The sequence below is a fragment of the Streptomyces sp. NPDC001816 genome, assembly GCF_042892235.1.
GTDB lineage: Bacteria > Actinomycetota > Actinomycetes > Streptomycetales > Streptomycetaceae > Streptomyces.
The window spans coordinates 442,802-461,477 of sequence record NZ_JBIATY010000002.1; the positions used below are offsets into that span (position 1 = coordinate 442,802).

Genomic DNA, 18,676 nt, shown 5'->3' on the forward strand with positions numbered 1-18,676 from the left:
CCTCCCCATGGGAAAGGCCTGCCGCGGGCTTTACTGCACATGAGTTGCAACTGCGGGAGGATGGCACAAGGCTGTGCAGCGCAGCCGTAGCCGCTCCACCGAAGGAACACCCTCCCCCATGACGGCCGCCGCCCCTGGTTCCGCTCCGTCCCTCCCCGCTCAGGCCGACGCCCCGCGTTCGGCCTGGCATCGCGTCCGTGGCTCCATGACGCGGCAGGAGTGGACCAGGGTCGGCGGTATGGCCGCCTTCGTACTCGCGCTGCACGTGATCGGCTGGGGCACGCTGGTGGGGATCGTCGCCCCGCACCACTTCAGCGTCGGCGCCGGATCTGCCGGAACACCGGCGACCTTCGGCATCGGCATCGGCGTGACCGCCTACACGCTGGGCATGCGGCACGCCTTCGACGCCGACCACATCGCGGCGATCGACAACACCACCCGCAAGCTGATGGGGGACGGGCAACGCCCGCTGTCGGTCGGCTTCTGGTTCTCGCTCGGCCACTCCAGCATCGTCTTCGGCCTGACCCTGCTGCTCTCCCTCGGCATGAAAGCCCTGGCCGGACCGGTCCGCGACGACAACTCCCGGCTGCACGAGGTCACCGGCCTGATCGGTACGACGGTCTCCGGCACCTTCCTCTACCTCATCGCCGGGATCAACCTCGTCATCCTGGCCGGCATCTGGAAGGTGTTCCGGCAGATGCGCTCCGGCCGGTTCGACGAGGCCGCCCTGGAGGCGCACCTCGACAACCGCGGCTTCATGAACCGCCTCCTCGGCCGGGTCACGGGCTCGATCACCAAGCCGTGGCAGATGTACCCGCTGGGCCTGCTGTTCGGCCTCGGCTTCGACACGGCGACGGAGATCGCCCTGCTGGTCCTCGCCGGTTCGGGCGCCGCCTCGGGCCTGCCCTGGTACGCGATCCTCTGTCTCCCCGTCCTGTTCGCGGCGGGCATGTCGCTGCTCGACACCATCGACGGCTCGTTCATGAACTTCGCCTACGGCTGGGCGTTCTCCAAGCCGGTCCGCAAGGTCTACTACAACCTCACCATCACCGGCTTGTCCGTCGCCGTCGCCCTCGTCATCGGCACCGTGGAGCTCCTCGGCCTGCTCGCCGACGAGCTGGACCTGCACGGCGCGTTCTGGGACTGGATCTCGGGCCTCGACCTCAACACGGTCGGCTTCGTCATCGTCGGCCTGTTCTTCGCCAGCTGGGCGATCGCCCTGCTGGTGTGGAAGGCGGGTCGAATCGAGGAGAAGTGGACGGCGGGGCCGGCGGGGTCGGCGGGGTCGGCGGGCCTGGCGGAGGGGTCTGCGGACTAGCGCTCCGTCAAGATCGCATCAAATCCCCACGTCACCCATGGTGCGCGGCTCCCGTGCGGCGTCACACTGCGCTGCCGGAGCCGGGCGCCACCGCGATCGGCTGGGTGGCGCTGATCAATCCGCGCGGCATCCTCGAGTGGATCGCACTGCGGCGGGGCAACGGCGGGAAGGTCTGGCCGAGCCGCGTGGCCGGTGGCGTGTTCGCGGTGGTGGGCCCGGTGGAGGCGATCAAGGGGATCCACCATCTGCTGGAGTTGAAGGGGCCGGAGCGTCCCACGGTGTTCCACCGGACGTCCGGCCTCTCCCCGGTCCTCGCAGCCGTCATGATCGTGGCCATGCTGCTCGTCGCGGCACATACCTGGCGCACCAGCGACTTCCTCCAGGAGGCCTGGACGGCAGGCGGCCTGTCCCGCGTCTGCGCAGCCCTGGCCACCCTCGCGGCCCTGTTGTTCGTCACCTTCACCGTCTTCGGCTACGTGACGGCCGGCATTCTCTGCTCCGCCGCGGCCGCAGTGGCCGCAGCCGGCCTCGTCCTGCTCCGCAGCCGCGTCTAGGTCCGCACCCCCAACTCCTTGCGCCACTTCGTCAGTTGCTGGGCCGGATCGCCCGTGAACGACCACGGCGTGCGGGTGGCGCGGCGGCCGAGCAGGCGGAGCAGGGACGCGGCGACGTCCGCCGTGCCGGCCAGACAGGCCGCGTGCGCCAGGTGGTTGAGGTCGCGCAGCTCGGTCGGGGCCGGATTGCTGTCCGGGCGGGCTCGCACCCAGCGCTCCCAGGTGCGCCGTACGTCGTTGACCGCGCCGTCGTGGTCCCAGTGCTGGCCGAGGCCGACCGAGCCCTGCCGGCCGCGGGCGGCGTCGAGGGCGTAGCGGTACTCCTCGACCCGGGCGTACTGGACCAGCACCGGCAGCGGGCAGCCGGGCGGTGCCACTCCGGCCGCGTCCCGGGCGAAGTCGTACATCAGGCCGTGCGTGCCGTGCCAGCGAGCCGAGTAGTAGTGCAGGACCTGGAGGTGGCCCTCCACGCTGAACGGGTCCCGCCGGTGCAACTCGTCCCACCAGCGGGCCAGTTCCTGGCGCCGTACCCCCGTCGGATACAGCCGGGCGACGGAGATCAGCGACACCCACGGCGTCGGGTCCTCGGGGCAGGCCTCGGCGGCGTGCAGGCAGGCCAGGACCGCGGTGTCGATGCGGTCCCGGTCGATCGGCACACCCCGCCCGGCGGAGATGGCCAGGTGGAACGCCCGGGCCGTCTCCGTCGCCGCGCGCAGCACCTGCGCGTCCGCGTTGCCGGGCTCGGCGGCCAGCCACGACTCCACCGTCGAACTGCCCGTGCAGGCCTGCGCCAGCAGCCGTACCCGGTGGCCGCGCAGCGTCCGGTCCTCGCCGGTGAGCCACAGCAGGTCCCTGAGGCCCTGCCAGCGGCCGATGACGATGTCCTGCCGGGCGGAGGTGAGCTGCCCGTCCCCGCAGTCGGGGTCGAAATCGGGTGTGAAACGGTCTCGCGCCATCGGGATCGCCCTCAGAAGTCGGTGGGGAGACCCTCGTGGGGCCGGGACGGCACACCGGCGCCGTCGGGAACGTACTCCGCCTCCACGGTCCGGGTCGCGTCCAGTTTCGCGGGCCGGTAGTAGTCGCTGCCCTGCCGCCAGTACCAGAGCATCGGGACGAGCCCGACGGCCAGTCCGCCGATGCCGATCGCGATCGCGGCGCCGTTCAGCTCGCCCAGCGACTCGACGAAGATCCAGAACATGAACACGGCGCCGAACAGCGGCCACAGCCCGCCGAGCAGGAAGTTGGCCGGTGACTTCAGCAGCATCTTGCGGTAGGCGACGACCACCGCGAGACCGGCGAGGCCGTAGTAGACGGCGATCTGCAGGCCGATCGCGGAGATCGCGTCGGCGAGGATCTCGCCCACCGAGCCGAGCGCGTTGGATGCGATGAACATCGCCAGCGCCACCGCGCCGACCACCACGATCGCCACCCACGGCGTGTTCCAGGTGCGGTGCACCCGGCCCAGCGCGGTCGGCATCGTACGGTCGCGGCCCATCGCGAACAGTGAGCGCGTGACCTGGATGAGCGTGGTCTCCAGCGTGGCGATGGTGGACAGCATCACGGACACGATGAGCAGCTTGCCGCCCCAGCCCGGCCAGATCTCCTCGCCCAGCACCGCGAGCACGTTGGCGTCGTTCTCCTCGATCTGCTTCGAGGTCAGGATGACGTTCACCGCGATGGTGAACACCTCGAACAGCAGGAAGACGATCCCGACCCCGATCAGGCCGGCGAGTCCGGTCGTGCGACGGCTGTTGCGGGTCTCCTCGCTGAGGTTGCTGGTGACGTCCCAGCCCCAGTAGTAGAACGCGGCGAGCAGCGCGCCGGACGCGAACCCGGACATGCCGTCGAAGTGGGAGAAGCCCAGCCAGGACCAGTCGAAGGCGCGGGCGTTGTCCGTGTGGAAGACGGCGAGCACCGCGAACAGGGCCAGAATCCCCAGCTCCACACCGGACATGAGCAACTGGGCGCGGACGGTGAGCCGGGCCCCACCGAGCACCACGCCCAGCATGACGAGGAACCACGCCGCGCCGACCACGGTGGACAGCGCCGTGTTGTCGGCGAGCTTCTCGTCGAAGAGAGCCAGCGTCATCGACCCGGCGGGCAGCGAACCGGCCACCATGAAGATGGTCGCCGAGATCACCAGCGCCCAGCCGCTGATGAAGCCCAGGAACGGGTGGAGGGTACGGCCCACCCAGGAGTAGCTGGCGCCCGCGTTGACGTCGATCCGGCTGAGGTAGCTGAACGCCAGGGCTATGCCCAGCATGGGTATCGCGCAGTACAGCAGGGCGGCCGGGCTGGCCAGTCCCACCGCGCCGACGAGGACGGCGGTGGTCGCGGCGAGCGAGTACGCGGGCGCGCTGCCGGCCACCGCCATCACCACGGTGTCGAACGTACCGAGGACATTGGCCTGCAGCCCTCTGCCCCTGTTGTTGCTCATGGTCGTGCCGCTTTCCGGTTGTGCACGGCGCACGGGCGCCCGGCCCTACGGCGTGCAGGTGGGGGGTGGACCCGCCTCGTACCCGAAAAGGGATGACCTCGGGTCAGGAGCCGGTCAGGAAGAACGGGGGTGGATGGACACACCGTGCTGCCGAGCGTCGGCGGACGGTCACCGTGTGTGGGTGTGACTATAGCGTCACTCATTGACGTTTCAAGATGACCAACCGGTAACGTCCGCTGGCCTGTTCTGATGCCGTTCAGTCGGCGAGATGGTCGATCTGGCGCAGCCGGTTCGTCGCGTCCAGGGCGGCCACTTTGTACGACTCCGCCAGCGTCGGGTAGTTGAAGACCGCGTTCACCAGATAGTCCACCGTGCCGCCGCAGCCCATCACCGACTGACCGATGTGAATCAGCTCTGTGGCGCCGGTGCCGAAGCAGTGCACGCCGAGCAGGGTGCGGTCCACCGGGGAGACCAGCAGCTTCAGCATGCCGTGCGCGTCCCCGATGATCTGGCCCCGGGCCAGCTCCCGATAGCGGGCGACGCCCACCTCGAACGGGACACAGTCCTCGGTGAGTTGGTCCTCGGTCCGGCCGACGAAGCTGATCTCCGGAATCGTGTAGATCCCGATCGGCTGGAGGCCGTGCATCTGCCCGACCGGCTCCCCGCACGCGTGGTACGCCGCCGCCCGGCCCTGCTCCATGGAGGTCGCCGCGAGCGCCGGGAAGCCGATGACGTCACCGACGGCGTAGATGTGCGGCACCTCGGTGCGGTAGTGCTCGTCCACCTCGATCCGGCCGCGCGCGTCCGCCCGCAGCCCCGCCCTGTCCAGGTCGAGCCCGGCGGTCAGGCCCTGCCGGCCGGCCGAGTACATCACCGTGTCGGCGGGGATCTTCTTGCCGCTCTCCAACACCGTCAGCGTGCCCCGGGCATGGCGCTCGACGGCGGCCACGGTCTCCCCGAACCGGAAGGTGACGGCGAGGTCCCGCAGGTGGTACTTGAGCGACTCCACGACCTCGACGTCGCACAGATCCAGCATTCCGGGCCGCTTCTCCACGACCGTCACCTTGCTGCCGAGCGCGGCGAACATCGAGGCGTACTCCATGCCGATCACACCGGCGCCCACGATCACCATCGAGCGCGGCACCCGCTCCAGCGAGAGCACGTTGTCCGAGTCCATGATCGTGCGCCCGTCGAACGCCACGCTGTCCGGGCGGGCCGGCCGGGTGCCGGTCGCGATGACGATGTGCTCGGCGCTCAGCAGCCGTTCATGACCGGTGGCCTCGTCGCGCAGGGCGACGGTGTGCGGGTCGGTGAACCGGCCGGTGCCCGAGTGGACGGCCACGTGGTTGCGGGAGAGCTGGCTGCGGACGACGTCCACCTCGCGGCCGACCACATGCCGGGTGCGCGCGGTCAGGTCGGCGACGGTGATGTCCTCCTTGAGCCGGTAGCTCTGCCCGTACAGGTCGCGCTGGGTGAGACCGGTCAGGTACAGCACGGCCTCGCGCAGGGTCTTGGACGGGATGGTGCCGGTGTGCAGGGAGACCCCGCCGAGCATGTCGGGGCGGTCGACGACAGCGACCCGGCGGCCGAGCTTGGCCGCGGCGATGGCGGCCTTCTGCCCGCCGGGTCCGGATCCGATGACGAGCATGTCGAAGTCGGGCATCTTCCGGAGTCTGACAGCCGCCGGGCACCGCGCGGAAGGCCCGCGGCACCGCTGGGCGTGCACGGGTGTCGCCGACCGGCGCGCGGCCGTCGTGCACCACCGGTCGTCCGCATCTGACGCGCGTAGAACACCTTCCGGTCGCCGTGTCGCAACCTGGCGCCACTACAACCTCCATGCCGCCACGGCGCGTTCCCCCAGACGCCCGGGAGCGGTGCTCGCGATCTGTCCGTTCCGCTCGCGAAAGGCACCCTCATGAAGTCTGGCCCGAGAACTCACCGTCCCTCGCGCATCAGCCTGTTGACGGCCACGGCGCTCACCGGCGCCCTGACGGGCACGCTGCTCGCCCTGCCCGCACCGGCCTCGGCCGCGACCGTCACCATCTCCGCCGTGCAGGGCAGCACGCGCAAGTCCCCGTACAGCGGTCAGCAGGTGACGGTCAGTGGGATCGTCACCGCGATCCGCACCACCGGTTCCTCGCGCGGCTACTGGATCCAGGACCCGGTCGGCGACGGCAACCCGGCCACCAGCGAGGCCATCTTCGCGTACGCCGGGTCCGCCTCGATCACCACCAAGGTCGGCAACAAGATCACCGTCCGGGGCACGGTCTCCGAGTACTACCCGGGCGGCTCCTCGGCCGGCGGTCAGTCGGTCACCGAGCTGACCTCCCCCCAGATCCAGTCGACCGCCTCGACCGGCAACCCGCTGCCCGCGCCCTTCGTGCTCGACGCCGCCTCGATCCCCGCCGCCTACACCAACAGCGGTAACCTCGAGAGCCAGACCCTGGCCCCGTCCACCTACGCCCTCGACCGGTTCGAGTCGCTGGAGGGCATGCGCGTCCAGGTCGACAACGCCCGTGTCGTCGGGGCCAGTAACACGTACAACGAGCTGTTCGTCACGGCCAAGCCGGCCGAGAACCCCAGCCCGCGCGGCGGCACCGTCTACGCTTCGTACACCTCGCAGAACACCGGGCGCGTGAAGGTCATGTCGCTGACCGGCACCTTCCCGGCCGCCGACGTCGGCGACGTCCTGGGCGGCAGCACCGCGGGCCCGCTCGACTACGACAACTTCGGCGGCTACACCCTCCAGGCCACCACCCTGGGCGCGCTCACCGACAACAACCTCGCCCGCGAGACGACCCGCGCCCAGAACGCCGGCGAGCTGGCCGTCGCCACGTACAACGTGGAGAACCTCGACCCGACCGACCCGCAGTCCAAGTTCGACCGGCTCGCGGCGGGCATCGTCACCAACCTCTCCTCGCCCGACATCGTGGCGCTGGAGGAGATCCAGGACAACAACGGCCCGACCGACAACGGCGTGGTGGCCGCCGACCAGACCTACACCAAGCTGATCAACGCCATCACCGCGGCCGGCGGTCCGACCTACGCCTACCGCCAGATCAACCCGGTCAACGACTCGGACGGCGGCGAGCCCGGCGGCAACATCCGCGTCGGCTTCCTCTACAACCCCGCGCGCGTCGGCTTCACCGACCGCCCCGGCGGCACCTCGACCAACGCGGTGTCCGTGGTCGACAACGGCGGCACCGCGGCGCTGTCCTACTCGCCCGGCCGGATCAACCCCGCCAACTCCGCCTGGAACAGCAGCCGCAAGCCGCTGGCCGGCGAGTTCACCTTCCAGGGCAAGACGGTCTTCGTGATCGCCAACCACTTCAACTCCAAGGGCGGCGACCAGCCCCTCTACGCCCGCGTCCAGCCGCCCACCCGCAGCTCGGAGACCCAGCGCGCCCAGCAGGCCACCCAGGTCAACGGCTTCGTGAAGCAGCTGCTGGCCGTCCAGCCCAGCGCCCGGGTCGTGGTCCTCGGCGACCTCAACGACTACGAGTTCTCCGGCACCCTGTCCACCCTGACCTCGGGCACCGGCCTCACCGACCTCCCCGTCACGCTGCCCGCCGCGGAGCGCTACACCTACGTTTACCAGGGCAACTCCCAGGTCCTGGACCACATCCTGACCAGCCCGGCGCTGTCCTCGTACGACTACGACATCGTCCACACCAACGCCGAGTTCACCGACCAGGCCAGCGACCACGACCCGCAGATCGTGCGGCTCGTCCCCTGACCTCACCCGAGCAGGGAGCCATGGGTCGTACCCGGGTGCCCTGATCCGTCGAGCTGCGCGCCTGCCCTCCGGGGTGGGCGTTCAGCCCCGTCCGTGGCGGCTGCCGGTGGCTCAGGCCAGGGGCAGCCGCATGAGGGTCAGGTCGAGCCAGCGGCCGAACTTCGTGCCGACCTCCGGGACCGTTCCGACGTGGTGGAACCCGAACCGCTCGTGCAGCCGGATCGACGCGGTGTTCCCGGCCTCGATGCCGGCGATGACGACATGGTGGCCGGCCTCGCGGGCAGCGGCGATGAGGGTGGCCAGCAGCGCGGAGCCGATGCCGAGCCCGTGCCGGTCCTCGCGGACGTAGACCGAGTCCTCCACCGTGTGCCGGTACCCGTCCAGGCTCCGCCACGGGCCGTAGGTCGCGAACCCGGCCACCTCGCCTTCCACCTCGGCCACGAACACCGAGCCGCGCTCCAGGTGGGCGGACAGCCAGGCCGCCCCCTCGGCGGGGGACTGCGGGGACTGCGTCCACAGGGCCGTCGAGTGCTCGACCGCGTGGTTGCGGATCGCGCGGATCGCCTCCGCGTCGCCGGAGTGTGCCGGCCGTACCGTCACGGCCCGGCGTCTCTCGTATATTGGATTCATGTCCAACATAGTAGATCCTCTGGTGGGCCAGATCGCGGCCCGCGTCCGCACCGAGCGGGAGCGCCGCCGCTGGACCCTGGCCCAGCTCGCGGATGCCTCCGGTGTCTCGCAGGCCATGATCAGCAGGATCGAGCGCGGCGAGAGCAGCCCCACCGCCGTCGTCCTCGGCAAGCTGTCCGCCGCCTTCCAGCTCAGCGTCGCCTCCTTGCTCGCCCTCGCTGAGGGAGCGCAGGAGGCCGAGGGAACGCAGGGCCACGCGGACGGCGCCGTGGGAGTGCGCCGCCGGGACGACGCGCCCGAGTGGCGCGACCCCGGCACCGGCTACCGGCGCCGCCAGATCACCGGTCCGCATTTCCCCGCGGAGATCGCCGAGATCCGCCTGCCCGCCGGTGCCCGGGTGCCGTATCCGGCCGCGGCCTTCGCCTTCGTACGCCAGGTCGTCTGGGTCCTCGACGGCCGGCTGACCTTCCACGACGGCGACACGGTCCACGAACTCGACGCGGGCGACACCATCGAACTCGGCGAGCCCGCCGAGCGCGTCTTCGCCAACACCACCGACGCCGAGTGCCGCTACGCCGTCGTCCTCACCCGCGGCGCACAGCCGTGACCCGCCCCCTTCCCCGAGGCGGCACGTTCCTCCTCGCCTCCATCGCCGGGACGGCGATCGCCAACAACTACGCCCTGCAGCCCGCGCTCACCGCGGTCGCCGCCGACCTGGGCGTCCCCCTCTCCGTGATCGGCCTCGTACCGACCGCCGCGCTCGCCGGCTGCATGACCGGCTTTGCCCTCCTGCTCCCGCTCACCGACCACCTGGCCCCCAACGGCCTGGTGGCCGCGCAGCTCACCGCCCTGGCCGCCGCCCTCACCCTCGCCGCGGACGCACCCGGCGCGGTCGCACTCCTGGCCGCCTACCTGCTCATCGGCGCGTCCGCCAGTGTCGCGGCCCAGGCCGGCAGCATCGCCGGCCGGCACGCCCCGCCCGGAAGCCGGGGAACCGGCGTCGCCACCGTGGCCGCCGGCATGTCGGCCGGCATCCTGCTCAGCCGCCTGGCGGGCGGAACCCTCGCGGACGTCCTGGGCTGGCGGCGGATGCTGCTCGTCTTCGCCGCCCTCGCCCTGCTCGGCGCGATCGCCGCCGCCACGCTCCTGCCCCGGCAGCGGCCGCACTCCCGCCGCAGCTACCGCGCCACCCTCGGCTCGCTCCCCCCGCTGCTGCGCCACCATCCGCAGCTGCGCCGCGCGGTGGCCACCGGAGGGCTGTGGTACTTCGCCTTCAACCTCGTCTGGGTCGCCCTCGCCCTGGCCCTGGCCCAGCCGCCCTACTCCCTCGGCCCGACCACCATCGGCCTGTACAGCCTGGCCGGACTCCTCGGCTTCGCGGCACTCCCGCTCACCGGACGCCTTGCCGACCGGTACGGCCCCCGTGCCGTGATCACCGCTTCCATGGCGGCCGCCGCGGCCGGGGTCGCCCTCCTGGTCACCGGCCTGAACACCCCGTTGGTCACGGCAGCCGGACTTGCGCTCTGCGACGCCGGCTGCTTCGCCGCCCAGGCCGCCAACCAGAGCCGCGTCATCGCCCTCGACCCCGGGCGCTCCGGCAGCCTCAGCAGCGTCTATCTCGTGCTGTACTTCACGATCGGCGCCGTCGGCACCGGCCTCGCCGCACCCCTGCTCAGCACCCTCGGCTGGCAGGGCACCGCCCTGACCGCCCTCGCCGCGCTGCTCCTCGCCGCCGGCTACGGACGCGGCGGCACCCGGCAGACCTGAGCGGCTGCGGGCACTACGTGGCGACGACACGTGCGGGCAGCACCGGGCGCCGGGCGGGCGCGCTGCCGTACGACCCGCGCGCCCCTGCCCGGCGCCTCCCCGTTGGTGTCCTCGGATTCCCCGGACCGCCCTAGGGCAGCAGCTTCTCGACGGCTGCCTGGCCCTCGGTCTCCAGCTTGCGGCGCGCCCAGTCAAGGTTCGCCGGAGTGACGTCCCTGCCCGCTGCCATCACCAGGTCCTCCGCGGTGACGTCCCTCGGCGGAGCGGAGTGGAGCAGGGCGTCCGGGGTGCAGTGGTCGTCGGACGCACGGGACTCTTCGGGTGTGGATGTCGACATGATGCCTCCTCCTCGGTCCGGATGACCGCATCCGTGCCGGTGCCGCCGAACGGGGCACACTCTCACCATTCCGCGCCTTTGCGCACCCTGCATCCGGAAGGCGCATCGGCGTCGGGTGACAGACGTCTGCCCACCCGGCGCCGAAGCACTCGCCCTCAGGGCCCGTCCGACAATTCCCGCCTGCCTCGCGGCGTCGGACGGGCCCTAAGCTGGAATGCAGCCCGAGCTGGAATGCAGCCCGCACACCGCACCGGGAGGCCTGAGCGATGGCCGAGATCCCCTTCCCGCAGGACCTGTCCGGGAGCCCGCGCTACCTGCCGATCGCCGAACACGGCCTCATCGGCGATCTGCGCAGCGTCGCCCTGGTCGGCACCAACGGCACGATCGACTGGTACTGCTCCCCGTCCTTCGACGCACCCAGTGTCTTCGCGGCCATCCTCGACGCCGAGCGCGGCGGCCGATTCGACCTGGCCGCCGCCGTACCGGCGCGCACCAAACAGTTCTACTTCCCGGACACCAACGTGCTGATCACCCGGTTCTTCACCGAGGACGGTGTCGGCGAGGTCCAGGACTTCATGCCGGTCAGCGGAGAGGAGTCGCATATCGAGGGTCGGCACCGGCTCATCCGGCGCGTGGTGTGCGTCCGCGGCACCGTGCCCTTCCGGGCCCTGATCGCCCCGCGCTTCGACTACGGCTCCGACCCGCACACCCTGCGCACCCTGAACGGCCTCGTCGTCTTCGAATCCGCCAAGCTGTCCCTCGCCCTCACCTCCACCGTCGTCGTGGAGTGCGACGGCCGGGACGCGCGGGCCGACTTCAAGCTGAGCGAGGGCGAGACGGCGGTGTTCGCCCTGGACCAGGTCGGCACCGAGGTGGCCCCCCGCGGCTGCGCCCACGCCGAGGCCGAGCACGAGTTCAACGCCACCGTCGCCTACTGGCGGCGCTGGCTGCACCAGTCCCGCTACCGCGGCCGCTGGCGCGAGATGGTGCACCGCTCCGCCCTCACCCTCAAGCTCCTCACCTACGCCCCCACCGGCGCCATCGTCGCCGCGCCCACCACCAGCCTGCCCGAGCAGCTCGGCGGCGAGCGCAACTGGGACTACCGCTACGTGTGGGTCCGCGACGCTGCCTTCGCCGTCTACGCGCTGCTCAGGCTCGGCTTCAGCGGCGAGGCCGCGGCCTTCATGAAGTTCCTGACCACGCACATCAGCCCCGGCTTCGGCGACGGCTCAGGACCGCTGCAGATCATGTACGGCATCGACGGCCGTGCCGACCTGCCCGAGCGCGAACTGCCCCACCTGGAGGGACACCTAGGCTCCGCCCCGGTCCGGGTCGGCAACGCCGCCGCCGACCAGCTCCAGCTGGACATCTACGGCGCCCTGATCGACTCGATCTACCTCTACGACAAGTGGGCCGAGCCCATCTCCAGCGGCCAGTGGGACGACGTGTGCCACCTCGTCAACTGGGTGTGCGACAACTGGGACCAGCCCGACGAGGGCGTGTGGGAGACCCGTGGCGGCCGCAAGAACTTCCTGTACTCGCGGCTGATGTGCTGGGTCGCCATCGAGCGGGCCATCCGCCTCGCCACCCACCGCGGGCTGCCCGCCGACCATCGCCGCTGGCGCCAGGCCCGGGACGCCATCTACCGGCGGATCATGGAGCGCGGCTGGTCGGAGCGCCGGGGCGCCTTCGTGCAGTACGAGGGCGCCGACGTGCTCGACGCGTCGTTGCTGATGATGCCGCTGGCCAAGTTCATCGCGCCGACCGACCCGAAGTGGCTGTCCACCCTGGACGCCCTCTCCGAGGACCTGGTCTCCGACTCCCTCGTCTACCGCTACGACCCGCAGGCCAGCCCCGACGGACTGCGCGGCGACGAGGGCACCTTCTCCATCTGCTCCTTCTGGTACGTCGAGGCACTGGTCCGGGCCGGCCGGCTCGACGACGCCCGGCTGGCCTTCGAGAAGATGCTCACCTACGCCAACCATCTCGGCCTGTACGCCGAGGAGATCGGCCGCACCGGCGAGCAACAGGGCAACTTCCCGCAGGCGTTCACCCACCTGTCCCTCATCAGCGCCGCGTTCAACCTGGACCGCGCCCTGGGCTGACCGCCCCGACGCTCAGGGCAACGGCTGCTCCGCCCAGATGATCTTGCCGTTGTGGGTGTAGCGGGTGCCCCAGCGTTCGGCGAGCTGGGCGACCAGGAACAGGCCCCGGCCGCCCTCGTCGGTGGTGGCCGCGTACCGCAGATGCGGCGAGGTCGTGCTGCGGTCGGAGACCTCGCAGATCAGCGTGCGCTCGCGCAGCAGGCGTACGCCGATCGGTCCGCGCCCGTAGCGGATGGCGTTGGTGACCAGCTCGCTCAGGATCAGCTCCGTCGTGAACGACAGCTCGTCCAGGTCCCATTCGGCCAGCTGCCGGGTGACCGAGGCGCGTACCTCGGAGACGGCCACCGGATCCGACGGCACCTGCCACTCGGCGACCCGGTCGGCGCCGAGGACGCGGGTGCGGGCCACGATCAGCGCGACGTCGTCGCTGGGCCGGTTCGGGAGGCTGTCGAGCACCGCCCGGCAGGTGTCCTCGGGCGAGGCGTCGGGCGCCCGGCCGAGGGCGTCGCGCAGCAGTTCCAGGCCCTCGTCGATGTCCCGGTCCCGGTCCTCCACCAGGCCGTCGGTGTACAGGACCAGTCGGCTGCCCTCCGCGAGTTCCAGGTCGGCCGTCTCGAACGGCAGCCCGCCGAGGCCCAGCGGGGGACCGGCGGGCACGTCCGGGAACTCCACACGGCCGTCGGGGTGCACCAGCGCGGGCGGCGGATGGCCGGCCCGGGCCACCGTGCAGACCTGGGACACCGGGTCGTACACCGCGTACAGGCAGGTCGCGCCGGTGACCGCGGCGCCGTCGGCCGGGGTCTCGTCCTGGTCGATCCGGCCCACCAACTCGTCGAGCAGGCCGAGGAGTTCGTCGGGCGGCAGATCGAGCGAGGAGAAGTTGTGCACCGCAGTGCGCAGCCGGCCCATCGTCGCCGCCGCGTGCAGGCCGTGGCCCACGACGTCCCCCACCACCATGGCCACCCGGGTGCCGGACAGCGGCAGTACGTCGAACCAGTCGCCGCCCACCCCCGCCTGCGCCGGCAGATAGCGGTAGGCGATCTCCAGGGCGCCCTGCTCGGGCAGGGAACGCGGCAGCAGGCTGCGCTGGAGGGTCACCGCCATGCTGTGCTCACGGGTGTAGCGGCGGGCGTTGTCGATGGACACGGCGGCCCGCGCGACCAGTTCCTCGGCGAGCGCCAGCTCCTCGGCGTCGAACGGCTGCGGCTTCTCCGAACGATAGAAGTTGGCCAGACCGAGGACCAGGGTGCCGGCCCGCAGCGGCACGGTGATCAGCGAGTGGATGCCGAAGGCCACGATCTGCTCGGTGCGCTCCAGGTCCTGGGCGAGCCAGCCGGGCGCCTCGCTCAGTACCGGCTCGACCACGGACTGCCCGGTCGTCAGGCTCCGGGCCTGCGGCGAAGTCGGCACGAACCGGATGCGCTCGCCCGCCGGGTACAGCGGGGCGTCCTTGCGGATGCCGCTGCAGGCCGCCCGGCGCAGCTCGGTCCCGGGCCTCGGCTCCTCCCCGTTCAGCACCGGATCGAACAGGTCCACGGTGACGAAGTCCGCGAACCGCGGCACGGCCAGCTCCGCCAGTTCCTGCGCCGTGCGGGCCACGTCCAGGCTGGTGCCGATGCCCACGCCGGCGTCGTACAGCATGTTCAGCCGCTCGCGCGCCACCTCCGCGCGGCCCGAGAGGGCGCGCAGCTCCGTGGAGTCGCGCAGCGTGGTGACGCTGCCGGCCGGGCCGCCGCGCAGGTCGGTGGGGCGCTGGTTGACGGCCAGCAGCCGGTCCTTCACCAGATGCACCTCGTCCGTGGCGACCCGCCCGGAGGAGAGCAGCCCGGCCGTGTCGTCGTCCAGACCCAGCTCCAGCACATGACGCTGCTCGGCGTCCTCGGGCAGGTCCAGCAGCCGCTGCGCCTCGTCGTTGGCGAGCACGAGCCGGCCGTCGCCGCCGACGATGAGCACACCCTCCCGAACGGCGTGCAGCACCGCGTCGTGGTGCTCGTACATCCGCGTCATCTCGTACGGGCCGAGGCCGTGCGTCTGCCGCAGCAGGCGCCGGCTGACGAGGGCCGTGCCCCCGGTGGCCAGCGCGAGTGCCGCCGCGGCCGCCGCGAGCAGCAGGGGCAGTTGCTGGTCGGCGGTCCCGCCCACGTGCTCGGTGGTGATGCCGGCCGAGACCAGGCCGACCACCTTGCCGCCGGAGTCCTTCACCGGCACGACGACCTGCACCAGCTCGCCGATCGTCCCGTGGATCTTCTCGACGACCGTGCCGCCGGCCAGCGCCGGCGCGATGGTCCCGACGAACTTCTTGCCGATGCGGTCCGGCTTGGGGTGGGTGTAGCGGATACCGTCGGTGTTCATCGCCACGATGAAGTCCACGCCCGAGTCCTTGCGGGCGGCCTCGGCCTTCGGCTGCAGGATCGCCGTCGGATCAGGGGCGCGTAGCGCGGCCGCCGTGCCGGGCGCGTGGGCGAACGTCTCGGCGACGGCCAGGGAGCGGTTGAGGGCCTCCCTGCTGCTGTCGTGCTGCACCTGGAGCACCTGCGCCACCACGGCCGACACGACCAGCAGCAGCACGATCACCACCTGGAGGACGAACACCTGCCCGGCGACGCTGCCTCCGGTCACCGACCGCAGCACTCCCGGACGGCCGCCGTTCGCGCCCGAAGTGTCCTTCCGCGGGCCCTCAGGTGCGCGCGGTTGCCCGGAAGGACGGGGCGGCCGGGTCGCGGACCGGCCGGGCAGACGCACCATGTGCCCATGTCTACACTGCCCGGCCCCGTCAGGCGAGGCCGTCGCCCGAGGTGACAGCCGCCCGTTCCGGCGGCGGGCTCCGGTCACCGGCGGTTCGGGGTACGGCGGGTGGCGAGCAGCAGCGCCACGTCGTCGGGGCGGGCGATGGCGTGCCGGGCGGTGGCGGTGATCCGGTCGGCGACCCCGGCCAGGGACCGGCCGCCGCGCCGTCCGGCGACCCCGCCGGCCTTCGCCAGCGCGAGGCGCAGCGCGGTGATGCCCTCGTCGATGTCGGCGCCGGGCCGCTCCACGAGGCCGTCGGTGTACAGGGCGAGGATCGCGTCCGGCTCCAACCGCAGGTCGGTCTCCGGGTACTGGGCGCACGGATCCACCCCGAGGACGACACCGCCCGGGATGTCCAGCACCTCGGTACGCCCGTCGGGGCGGCGCAGCAGCGGCGGCGGATGTCCCGCCCGGGCGGCCCGGGCCTGCCCGGTGGCCGGGTCGAGACGGACGTAGCAGCAGCTGGCGAACTGGCCCGGGTCGAGGTCGATGAGCAGGTGGTTCGTGCCGCTCAGCACCTCGTCGGGCGGCCGGTCGCCGAGCGCGAAGGCGCGTACGGCGCTGCGCAGCTGGCCCATGGTGGCCGCCGCCTGCACCCCGTGCCCCTGCACATCGCCGATGACCAGCGCCAGCCCGTCCCCGGCCTCGACGACGTCGTACCAGTCCCCGCCGACGTCCATGCCCTGCGTGCCCGGCAGATAACGGCCCGCCGTCTCCACCTGCGGGTGCGCCGACAGCCTGCGGGGCAGCAGGGCCTGCTGCAGGCCGCGGGCGAGCGCGGCCTCGGTGTCGTAGCGCTGTGCCTTCTCCATCGCGTGCGCGATCAGCCCGGCGAGCGCGGTGAGAACCGTCTGCTCCTCGGTGCTGAAGCTGCGCGGCCGGTCGAAGCCGAGGATGCAGGAGCCGACCGGCCGGCCGGAGGCGATGAGCGGCAGGAAGGCACGGGCGCCCTCCTCGGCGTCCAGGGGTATGCCGGGGTAGGTGGCCGCCAGCTGCTGCATGGACTCGAAGAAGATCGGGCGGCCGGTCGTGAGGGTCTCCACGCCGGGCAGGTGCGCGTCGAGGCCGACGCCGTCGAAGGGGGAGAGGAAGCCCTGCGGGAATCCGGTCTCCCAGGCCAGGTACAGGTGCCGGTCCTGGAGCAGGTAGATGGCCAGGCGGCGGCCGCCGAACGCGGGCAGCAGCTCCTGCATCACGACCGCCGACACCTGCCGGGCGGTCACGGCGTCCGTCAGCGCGATGGCGAGGGCGATGGGCCGGTACAGCGGCGTCAGCGAGTGATCGCCGGGCACCGTGTCCTCCGGCGTGTGCGGCTCGGCCTCGGCCGGGGCCTCGGGGGAGGGCTCAGCGGGCGCGTCGACACGGCTGGCCGGGACGAGCGTGCAGGTCAGGATGTCGGGGCCGGGATGCACCGAGAGGGCGAGCCAGTCGCCCTCACCGGCTGCGGCACACCCGGGAGCCGGACGCCGCACGTGCACGTGCACCGGCTCCTGGGACAGCAGCACACTGCGCAGATGGTCGTCGTACGGCGGCCCGGCCAGCCACGGCATCGCCTCCCACAGCGGACGGCCGAGCAGCCAGGCCCGTTCCCGGCCCGCCATGCGCGCCGCGGCCGGGTTGACGTACACGAGCAGCCCGAGCCGGTCCAGGCAGAACACCCCTTGCGGCAGCATGTCGGCCGCGCCGTCCGCGGAGACGCCCGGGCCGGGGTCGAAGACGGCTCCGTCGACCAGGGCCACCTCGCGGGCCTCGGCCGCCGGGGACAGGTCGAGGAGCCGCGGGGTCCCTTCCTCCGACCACAGGTGCAGGGGCGCGGCCGGCGGCTTCCCGGCGCCCGCATCGCGCAGCGCGGCCAGGATCCGGTGCGCCTCGGCCGGGGACACGGCGTCCGCGAGCGCCGGGCCGGTCCCCGCGAACCCGGCCGGATCCAGCCCGAGCAGCGCGTACAGCCGGTCGTCCAGGTGCACCGCCGAGGTCTCCGGATCCCAGGTGAACCGTCCCACGCGCGCCTGCGCGGGCCGGGTCGCGGGCGGTCGTACGCAATGGGGTTCCCCGTCCCAGGCGATGACCGCCTCGTCCCCGTCGGCGAGTGCGAGCAGCTCGGCTCCAAGACCCTCGGCGAGCCGCGCGAGCAGGTCGCGGTCCAGCAGCTCGTCCACGGTGTCCGTCGCCGCGGGGCGCAGCACGGTGAGTACCCCGAGGGGCTCGGACCCGCCCGGCACGGGCACGTGCACCGACCCGAACGGGAAGGGCAGACCCGCCGCGAACTGGGGATACCGGCGCACCGTCTCCGTGGCGTTGGGCAGCACCACCTGGACGCCGAGCCGGTAGGCGTCGGCCACCGGGAAGGGCCGGCGGACGTGCAGTCGCCACCAGGGCCGGAACAGCGGCCCGGGCAGCCCGACGAGCACCGCGAGGCGCAGCAGCCCCGGGGTGCTGGAGCGCAGGTACACGCCCGCCACACGCGCTCCGGCCGCACCGAGCGCGCCGGTCGAGGCGTCGACCAGCAGCGTGGTCAGCCGCGCCCGTGTACGGACCGCCGGCTCTCCGCTCCCAGCCATGGGCCCTACCTCGTCCCGTGCCGCCGGGTGGATGACACAAGAATGCGCCACGTCGGTGCCGTAACGCACCTGGGCGGGAGGAGACGGTACTGCAGGGTTGCGGCCGTGGGGAGGGGCCCGTACGGACCACCTGTCCTCATACAGCGGAAGTTCAGTACTCCGAGGGCCCGGGCGGCAGCGTGCGGGCGGTGCGCAGGCTGCGCAGCGCGAGGAGCAGGACGGCGATGTCGTCCAGGTAGACCGGATCCGGCAGCAGGTCGGCGGGCAGCACCAGATACAGGATCGCGCCCCAGAACACCCAGCGCGGTCCCGTCGGCAGCCCGGCCCGCTGCAGGGTCCGCCGGGCGCGCACCAGCCGCACCAGCAGCCAGACGGCCACGCCGAGCAGCAGCGCCGCGACGACGCCGACGATCACCAGCAGGGTCGTGGTGGAATCCATGCGGC

At 72.1% G+C, this 18,676-nt stretch carries 14 protein-coding genes; 6 read left to right on the forward strand and 8 right to left on the reverse strand.

The genetic code is table 11. The features are described 5' to 3' along the window. Positions 1-205: 205 nt before the first annotated feature. Together ACFYZZ_RS07735 and ACFYZZ_RS07740 are read left to right on the forward strand one after the other, a co-directional pair. Complete coding sequence (locus ACFYZZ_RS07735; protein WP_389172707.1) at positions 206-1,318, forward strand: HoxN/HupN/NixA family nickel/cobalt transporter; 1,113 nt, start codon at positions 206-208, stop codon at positions 1,316-1,318. A 53-nt stretch (positions 1,319-1,371) separates the two neighbouring features. Beyond that, positions 1,372-1,872 carry a hypothetical protein gene (locus ACFYZZ_RS07740; RefSeq protein ID WP_389172709.1) on the forward strand — a complete coding sequence of 167 codons (501 nt, stop codon included), beginning with the start codon at positions 1,372-1,374 and terminating at the stop codon, positions 1,870-1,872. Here the strand turns inward: ACFYZZ_RS07740 and ACFYZZ_RS07745 are convergent. From ACFYZZ_RS07745 to sthA, 3 genes are all read right to left on the reverse strand, one after another. Further along, the gene (locus ACFYZZ_RS07745; RefSeq protein WP_389172711.1) at positions 1,869-2,828 is read right to left on the reverse strand and encodes a hypothetical protein; all 960 of its coding nucleotides are present in this window, start codon (positions 2,826-2,828) and stop codon (positions 1,869-1,871) included. The two genes, ACFYZZ_RS07740 and ACFYZZ_RS07745, sit on opposite strands and share 4 nt — an antisense overlap. Positions 2,829-2,839: 11 nt before the next feature. Beyond that, positions 2,840-4,309: an APC family permease gene (locus ACFYZZ_RS07750; RefSeq protein WP_386577513.1), complete on the reverse strand. Its 1,470-nt coding sequence runs from the start codon at positions 4,307-4,309 to the stop codon at positions 2,840-2,842. A gap of 256 nt (positions 4,310-4,565) precedes the next feature. Continuing rightward, positions 4,566-5,972, reverse strand: coding sequence for a Si-specific NAD(P)(+) transhydrogenase (gene sthA / locus ACFYZZ_RS07755; RefSeq protein ID WP_389172712.1), 1,407 nt, complete (start codon positions 5,970-5,972; stop codon positions 4,566-4,568). Between the two features lie 252 nt (positions 5,973-6,224). On the opposite strand from sthA, the gene ACFYZZ_RS07760 reads away from it, so the two are divergent. After that, the gene (locus ACFYZZ_RS07760; protein ID WP_389172714.1) at positions 6,225-8,045 is read left to right on the forward strand and encodes an endonuclease/exonuclease/phosphatase family protein; all 1,821 of its coding nucleotides are present in this window, start codon (positions 6,225-6,227) and stop codon (positions 8,043-8,045) included. Positions 8,046-8,156: 111 nt separating this feature from the next. Here the strand turns inward: ACFYZZ_RS07760 and ACFYZZ_RS07765 are convergent, their stop codons facing one another. Then, positions 8,157-8,675, reverse strand: coding sequence for a GNAT family N-acetyltransferase (locus ACFYZZ_RS07765; protein WP_389172716.1), 519 nt, complete (start codon positions 8,673-8,675; stop codon positions 8,157-8,159). Between ACFYZZ_RS07765 and ACFYZZ_RS07770 the strand changes: the two genes are divergently transcribed. Together ACFYZZ_RS07770 and ACFYZZ_RS07775 are read left to right on the forward strand one after the other, a co-directional pair. Further along, the gene (locus ACFYZZ_RS07770; RefSeq protein ID WP_389172718.1) at positions 8,674-9,282 is read left to right on the forward strand and encodes a helix-turn-helix domain-containing protein; all 609 of its coding nucleotides are present in this window, start codon (positions 8,674-8,676) and stop codon (positions 9,280-9,282) included. The genes ACFYZZ_RS07765 and ACFYZZ_RS07770 overlap by 2 nt on opposite strands. Next, the gene (locus ACFYZZ_RS07775; RefSeq protein WP_389172720.1) at positions 9,279-10,442 is read left to right on the forward strand and encodes an MFS transporter; all 1,164 of its coding nucleotides are present in this window, start codon (positions 9,279-9,281) and stop codon (positions 10,440-10,442) included. Before ACFYZZ_RS07770 ends, ACFYZZ_RS07775 begins: the two co-directional genes overlap by 4 nt. 130 nt (positions 10,443-10,572) lie before the next feature. Here the strand turns inward: ACFYZZ_RS07775 and ACFYZZ_RS07780 are convergent, their stop codons facing one another. Then, complete coding sequence (locus ACFYZZ_RS07780) at positions 10,573-10,779, reverse strand: hypothetical protein (protein ID WP_386577519.1); 207 nt, start codon at positions 10,777-10,779, stop codon at positions 10,573-10,575. 266 nt (positions 10,780-11,045) lie between these two features. Between ACFYZZ_RS07780 and ACFYZZ_RS07785 the strand changes: the two genes are divergently transcribed. Beyond that, on the forward strand, positions 11,046-12,884 hold the full coding sequence (locus ACFYZZ_RS07785) for a glycoside hydrolase family 15 protein (protein ID WP_389172722.1): 1,839 nt from the start codon (positions 11,046-11,048) through the stop codon (positions 12,882-12,884). A 12-nt stretch (positions 12,885-12,896) separates the two neighbouring features. On the opposite strand, the gene ACFYZZ_RS07790 is transcribed toward ACFYZZ_RS07785, so the two are convergent. The 3 genes from ACFYZZ_RS07790 to ACFYZZ_RS07800 form a co-directional block, all read right to left on the reverse strand. Further along, entirely contained in the window at positions 12,897-15,629 is a 2,733-nt protein-coding gene (locus ACFYZZ_RS07790; RefSeq protein WP_389172723.1) for a SpoIIE family protein phosphatase, read from the reverse strand. An 83-nt stretch (positions 15,630-15,712) separates the two neighbouring features. Further along, positions 15,713-18,232, reverse strand: coding sequence for a SpoIIE family protein phosphatase (locus ACFYZZ_RS07795; protein ID WP_389172725.1), 2,520 nt, complete (start codon positions 18,230-18,232; stop codon positions 15,713-15,715). A 151-nt stretch (positions 18,233-18,383) separates the two neighbouring features. Then, positions 18,384-18,671, reverse strand: a complete 288-nt coding sequence (locus ACFYZZ_RS07800) for a YkvA family protein (RefSeq protein ID WP_386577523.1) — start codon at positions 18,669-18,671, stop codon at positions 18,384-18,386. Between the last annotated feature and the right edge of the window lie 5 nt (positions 18,672-18,676).

Bases quoted from the DNA above. Each gene is read 5' to 3' on its own strand.
- ACFYZZ_RS07735 (WP_389172707.1), top strand. From the start codon at position 206: ATGACGCGGCAGGAGTGGACCAGGGTCGGCGGTATGGCCGCCTTCGTA.
- ACFYZZ_RS07745 (WP_389172711.1), bottom strand. From the start codon at position 2,828: ATGGCGCGAGACCGTTTCACACCCGATTTCGACCCCGACTGCGGGGAC.
- ACFYZZ_RS07750 (WP_386577513.1), bottom strand. From the start codon at position 4,309: ATGAGCAACAACAGGGGCAGAGGGCTGCAGGCCAATGTCCTCGGTACG.
- sthA (WP_389172712.1), bottom strand. From the start codon at position 5,972: ATGCCCGACTTCGACATGCTCGTCATCGGATCCGGACCCGGCGGGCAG.
- ACFYZZ_RS07760 (WP_389172714.1), top strand. From the start codon at position 6,225: ATGAAGTCTGGCCCGAGAACTCACCGTCCCTCGCGCATCAGCCTGTTG.
- ACFYZZ_RS07770 (WP_389172718.1), top strand. From the start codon at position 8,674: ATGTCCAACATAGTAGATCCTCTGGTGGGCCAGATCGCGGCCCGCGTC.
- ACFYZZ_RS07765 (WP_389172716.1), bottom strand. From the start codon at position 8,675: ATGAATCCAATATACGAGAGACGCCGGGCCGTGACGGTACGGCCGGCA.
- ACFYZZ_RS07780 (WP_386577519.1), bottom strand. From the start codon at position 10,779: ATGTCGACATCCACACCCGAAGAGTCCCGTGCGTCCGACGACCACTGC.
- ACFYZZ_RS07785 (WP_389172722.1), top strand. From the start codon at position 11,046: ATGGCCGAGATCCCCTTCCCGCAGGACCTGTCCGGGAGCCCGCGCTAC.
- ACFYZZ_RS07790 (WP_389172723.1), bottom strand. From the start codon at position 15,629: ATGGTGCGTCTGCCCGGCCGGTCCGCGACCCGGCCGCCCCGTCCTTCC.
- ACFYZZ_RS07795 (WP_389172725.1), bottom strand. From the start codon at position 18,232: ATGGCTGGGAGCGGAGAGCCGGCGGTCCGTACACGGGCGCGGCTGACC.
- ACFYZZ_RS07800 (WP_386577523.1), bottom strand. From the start codon at position 18,671: ATGGATTCCACCACGACCCTGCTGGTGATCGTCGGCGTCGTCGCGGCG.